Here is a 5868-nt window from a genome sequence, read left to right on the forward strand (position 1 = left end):
TTGGCGTTGGTAAAGAATGTGTTCCTGCTGGGTGATGGCGTGGGCGTGCAGGCGGTGCTGGTCGTCGTAGTGGTAGTGGCTGAGCAGCTGGCCTTGTTGGCGTTGGTGTTCGCGACCGTTTTTAAACAGGTGTGAGGTGAGCAGTGCACCGTTGAGTTCAACCGTGGAAAGGTGGCCGCCTTTGTCGTGGTTGAACACCAGACGGTTGTTGTCTGGCAGGCGCAGGTGCTTTAACTGACCACAGGCGTCGTAGCCGTAGCGCAGGGTGCCCCAGCCTTGGTGCTCGGCGGTCAGGCGATTCTGGACGTCGTATTCGTAGGCCAGCGCCCAGTGGCCGTCGTCGACACTGAGCAGGTTGCCCTGGCGGTCGTAGGCGTATTCAACCACCTTGCCATCGGCAAGGGTTTTTCGTACGAGGCGCCCGGCGTGGTCGCGCTCATAACGTGTAACCAGCTGACGGCCATCGTCGCCGTGTTCGGTCTTTTCCAGCAGGTTGCCGTTGAGGTCGTAGGCATACGCTGTGCGCTGGCCGTCAAAGCCGATTTCTTGCTGGATCAGGCCGTTGGGGTGGTAATCAAGCTGGTAGGTTTCGCCGGCTTCGTTTTCAATCGCGGTGAGCAACAGCCGCACGTTGTCGTAGCGGTATTTGACCTGGGTGCCGTCGGCATTGAGGCGGCGGCTGATCAGGTGCAGGCCGTCGGCGTATTCGTAACGGGTGACGTGGCCGAGTTCGTCGCGTTCGGCGGTGATTTTTCCGTAGGGGTTGTAGCTGTATTCCCGATACGCACCGCCCGGCAAGACCACGCGAACCAGGCGGCCCACGCTGTCCCACTGGTATTGGGTCAGCGCGCCGTGCTCATCCTCACGCGCCACCTGCCGCCCCAGGTCGTCATAGCGATAACGCTTGATGGCACCATTGGGCAGTTGCTCCTCCAGCAACTGCCCGCGCTCATTCCAGACCAGCCGATGACAGCTGTGATCGGGGTACCAGACGCCCGTCAGTTGCCCGGATGGGTTATAGCTGTAGTCGGTGATATGGCCGGCGGGATCCGTCCGACGCGTCACGTCGCCCTGGTCATTGCGCTCATATTTCCAGACCGCCTGACCCCGCCGCACCACGCGTACGAAGCCGTTGTCATGCTCGTAGGACGTCGGTTCGTCATCCCCCGGAAACACCGCCACCAAGCGTCCGGCATCGTCGTACTGATAGGCCGTCACCGCGCCCAATGGGTCTTGCTCGACCGTCAGCCGGCCCTTGTCGTCGTAGGACTTGAAATGCTCGGCGCCGTCCGGGTCGATGCGCTGTACCAGCCGTGCGCGCTGGTCATGCACGTAGATTTCCTGGCTGCCGTCGGCGTTAAACACCGTGACCTGGCCGTCGTCACCCCAGGCATAACGCGCGTCCATCTGCGAAAAGCTGGCCCAATGCCGGATACAGCGCGCCGCCTTGCCGGAACGTTCCCATTCCCAGTAGAAACTTGCGCCACCGGCCAACTGCCGCTCAAGGATGACGTGCTGATCGTCGTAGCGATAAACCTCACGTTCACCCACGGCATTGGTCGCACACACCAGTCGGCCTGCGTCGTCATAGGCGTAGGACACAACGTTGTGTTCGGTCACCCAGGTGAAGGCTTCATGACCTTTGGCGCGCTGAACCTGATAGTCCACCGCCACAATGCGCCCAAGTTCATAGCGCAAAAACAGCGAGCGGCCGACGCCGTTATCCAGCCGTTCAATACGCCCCGAGCGATCCCGCAGAATACGCAGCCGGTTGTCGTATGCATCGCTGATGGCGGTGAGCACACCGTCGCGAAAGTGGTAGAAGCGCGACGCCTGGGCCAGCACTAACTCATCGGGTAGAGCGCCCAGATAGATCGCCGCTTCGGCCAGACTGTTGGTGATCGCGGGCCGGGAAATAGACGGCAAGGGCAGCGTGGTCGACCGATTCTCATGATCCGTCCACACCACCGAATCGCCATCAACGACAAGCCTGTGCGCCAGCGCATGGCTCCAGCCAAACCCCAACCCACAATCCACTTCCACGGCACTGGTGCGATACAGCCGCGTCCAGTCAAACGGCAACACGCCATCCAGCGTGCCATCGGTCAGCGTCAGCAACTCCTCGCCAGTGACCATCGACACCGGGCAGCCATGGGAAGCGGTCTTGTCCGCCGGGGCTGAAGCCTCCCCGTTGAGGTTTTTCCCCGAGGCCGGCACATCGTCGACAGGCTCCTGCCTGACCAATACGGTGCGCTGCGTCGCCTTGTCCCGCACTGCCGGCACGGCGTTGGAAACCAACTGATCGCCAGCTTTCACTGGCCCAACCGGCACCGTCTTGATCGGTGTCGGCACACTGCTCAGCAACAGCGGTTTCAGCGCTTCGGCATGGGGCTCCAGAGGTGGCCCCACCAACTGATTCGCCAGCGTTTCCAGCCAGCCCCGCACCCGCCCGGATTTGATATGCCCCAATACCTGGGCTCCCAGCCGAAGCTGCACGCCCATGCCCCGGGTGGCCCAGATCAGAAACAGGTTGATCAGTACTTCACCCGTGATTTCACCCAGCAGCTCATACATGTCTGGCGGTGGCAGCATGCGTATCCAGGCGACCATGGCTGATAGGTAAATGAACAGCAGTGGCTCGTCGCTGAGCACGAGCAAGCCCTGTGCAACGGCCTCGCTGCTCAGTTTCAGCAGTTGATCTAGTTCAGTTTGGGAGAGGTATTGCAGCAGCTTCTGGCTGTTGGGCTTGATGTCCGCCAGCAGGTCACAGAGTTGTGTGATGTTGTCCCAAAGGTTGTAGAGGGCTTGGGCGATTCCGCTTGAGAGCGCCACACTTTGCATCACACTGCGTTCCAAAGGCGTGGCCTTTGAAAAGTCGCTCCACCGGGCGTTGAAGGTCTGCGTCCATTCCTCGCGCAGGCGGGGCTCGAGCCCCGCGATCACCGATTGATAAGACGCATACAGCGCCTTGACGTGATCCTTGGACACGTCGGGATAGAAGGTGACTTGATAACGCTGATCACGCGTGCAGCCCTGGACTTCAAGGATGCCGCTGGGGCCGATGGTGTCGTGGATGGGCGGCCCCACCGGGCTGCCATCTGCTGCAATGGCTTGCAGCACCACGGGTGTATTGCCGATGGGCACGAACTGCGTGCTTTCGAACAGGTGCACCAGGGTCAGTGAACCCTGGGCTTTGCACAGGGCAACGGTGGCGCTGGGCGCCTTGGACGAACCCGGTGCGGTCAGTGCGACGTCGTCGCCGACCTTGAACACCTGCTCAAGATCCAGTGCCGAACCGCTCCAAAAACTTTCAGCCCAGTCGTCGAAGGTATTCAGGCAGGTTCTGAAATCACGCAAGACGTGTTCAACGTCCGGCGTTTTGGCGTCCATGGGGGCCAGGACAAACCTGGCAATCACCGGGATCAAAAGGCAGCCCTATCGGGCAAGGTGGTTACGGAGAAGTACATCGGCGGTCCCTCGCACTGAATGATCAGGCGAAGGACTTTGGAGAGGTTTGTAAGGAAAAGAAGCCGGACCTATTCGTCAACAGAAGTAGGGCGTTTCAGTAGTTTTTGTCCTCCATGCAAGTCGGCGAACCCCGGTTAGACTTACCTGTCGATATCCGCAGTGCCCGGCCCGTCGTCGTTCAAGGAAGCCCCATGTATTCAAGTCGTTTGATGCTCTGCCTCACCACCTCGTTGGTACTGGCCGGTTGTTCCACCACGCGCAACCCGCAACAGCCGCAGCGCAGCGAGGCCGATGTGAAGGCCCAGATTGTGCGGCTGCTGCCGGCGTCGGTGCCGGACCGCAGCGGTTGGGCTCAGGACATCTACACCGCCTTCGACACCCAGAAGATCTATCCCAGCACTGAAAATATCTGTGCCGTGCTGGCGGTCACCGAGCAGGAGTCCACTTACCAGGTCGACCCTGCGGTGCCGAACATGGGCAAGATTGCTCAGGATGAGATCCTGCGGCGGGCCGGCAAGGTCCATGTGCCGGCGTTTGTGATACGCACCACGCTGCAATTGCGCTCGCCCACCGGCAAGTCCTACGCCGAACGCCTGAGCGCCGCACGCACGGAGAAGGATCTGAGCGGGATCTTCGACGACTTCATCAGCATGGTGCCGCTGGGAAATACGCTGTTCGGCGGCTTCAATCCGGTACACACCGCCGGCCCGATGCAGGTGAGCATCGACTTTGCGCAGCAACATGCGCGGGGTTATCCCTACACGGTGGATGGCACGATTCGCCGGGAAGTCTTCACCCGACGCGGCGGCATGTATTTCGGCATTACCCATTTGCTGGGTTACCCGGTGAACTACGACCAGCCGCTGTATCGTTTTGCCGACTTCAATGCCGGTTGGTATGCCAGCCGCAACGCCGCATTCCAGGCTGCCGTCAGCCGCGTCACCGGTACCGAGCTGGTGTTGGATGGCGACTTGATTCGTTACGGCTCATTACTGCCGGGCTCCACCGAGCTGGCGGTGCGTTCGCTGGGTTCGAAACTGGATATGCGTAACCCGAGTATCCGCAGCCAGCTCGAGCAGGGCGAGCAGCTGGATTTTGAAGACACCACGCTCTACAAACGCGTGTTCGCCCTGGCCGACAAGGCCGCCGGCAAGCCGATGCCGCGCGCGATCCTGCCGGGCATCGTGCTGAAAAGCCCGAAGATCACGCGCAACCTGACCACGGCGTGGTTCGCCCAGCGGGTGGACGAGCGATATCAGCGCTGTATGAAGCGTTGATCAAGTGCGTCGTTTGACAAACCGGCGCCACAACCCCACCCACAGCCATACCACCGGGAACGCCAGGATCACAAACGGCAATACATAGCTGGCGCGCTCCATGGCGTCCGCCGTGCCGTTCACCAGGTTGTCGCCCAGGTTGCTGAACATTCGGCTGAAGCGCGATTGCTGGTTTGCACCGTCGCTGGAGCGGAAGTTGAGGGTGACGCGGTTGGTATCGAGGCGACGCTGTTGGCCGGCCGCGAGCTGGGCCAGTTCCTGGAGTTCGTTCTCAATGGACGCCTGTTCCTTGCTCAGTGCAATCAGGTCGCTGACGGTGATGTCCTTGCGTTTGGCCAGATCATCCAGGCGCTGCTGCTGGGCTTGCAGACGCTGCTGGCGACGCTTTACGTCATTGACGGCGTCGGCCAGGTCCTCGGCGGTGGTGATGCGCTGGCCGAGTTTGCCGCCTTCGGCCGCCATCGCGACCATCGGTTCCACGCCGGTAGGCGCTATGCGCAAGATGATGTCGCCGCCGTCGCCATCTTCGGTGATGCCCAGGATGTTGCAGGCACCAAAGCGCGCGGTTTCACAGGCTTCGCGGGTGGCTTGCATGCGTGGTGCGAGCAGAGCGCCGGGCAGGGCCAGGGTCAGCTCGTGTTCGTAGGCCAACTGCGCACCGGCCCGGCCCTGTTCGCCGTTGATTACCGTGGCGCGGGGGTGGTCCTTGGGCGAACAGCCGGTCAAGACCAGCCCGGCCAGTAACAGCATGAAAAACGGGCGAGATTTGCCGTCCAGATGGCGCATTGCAGTTCCTTGGGGTGTACAGGGGAATTGGACGGCGATTAAACCGGGTCTGGCGGATTAACGCAAAGCGTCAGAGGGGATGGTGTGGTTGATAGTGATGCGACCCTCCCACAGTTTTAGATTTGGCCTGAGGCCAGGAATCGTGAAAATTTCAAAACCAGTGCAGTTCTATTGTGGGAGGGGGCTTGCTCCCGATAGCGGTGGTTCGGATCAGAGGTCTGTGACTGACACACCGCTATCGGGAGCAAGCCCCCTCCCACAGGTTGATGGTGTTTTTCTGACGCGGCTGCAAAAAAGAAAAGGCCCGGTTTGCGTGGAACCGGGCCTTTTCCGTAGT

At 60.9% G+C, this 5868-nt stretch carries 3 protein-coding genes; 1 reads left to right on the forward strand and 2 read right to left on the reverse strand.

Going from position 1 to position 5868, the window contains the following annotated elements; genetic code table 11:
• On the reverse strand, nt 1-3426 hold a 3426-nt coding region (locus C9383_RS19870), incomplete at its 3' end, for a DUF6531 domain-containing protein (RefSeq protein WP_107338877.1).
• Nucleotides 3427-3659: 233 nt separating this feature from the next.
• Here C9383_RS19870 and C9383_RS19875 point away from each other — a divergent pair.
• Nucleotides 3660-4745, forward strand: a complete 1086-nt coding sequence (locus C9383_RS19875) for a DUF1615 domain-containing protein (protein WP_090372087.1) — start codon at nt 3660-3662, stop codon at nt 4743-4745.
• Here the strand turns inward: C9383_RS19875 and C9383_RS19880 are convergent, their stop codons facing one another.
• Nucleotides 4746-5531: a DUF4349 domain-containing protein gene (locus C9383_RS19880; RefSeq protein WP_090372085.1), complete on the reverse strand. Its 786-nt coding sequence runs from the start codon at nt 5529-5531 to the stop codon at nt 4746-4748.
• Nucleotides 5532-5868: the final 337 nt, after the last annotated feature.

The sequence above is a fragment of the Pseudomonas palleroniana genome, assembly GCF_003031675.1.
Classification (GTDB): Bacteria; Pseudomonadota; Gammaproteobacteria; order Pseudomonadales; family Pseudomonadaceae; genus Aquipseudomonas; species Aquipseudomonas palleroniana.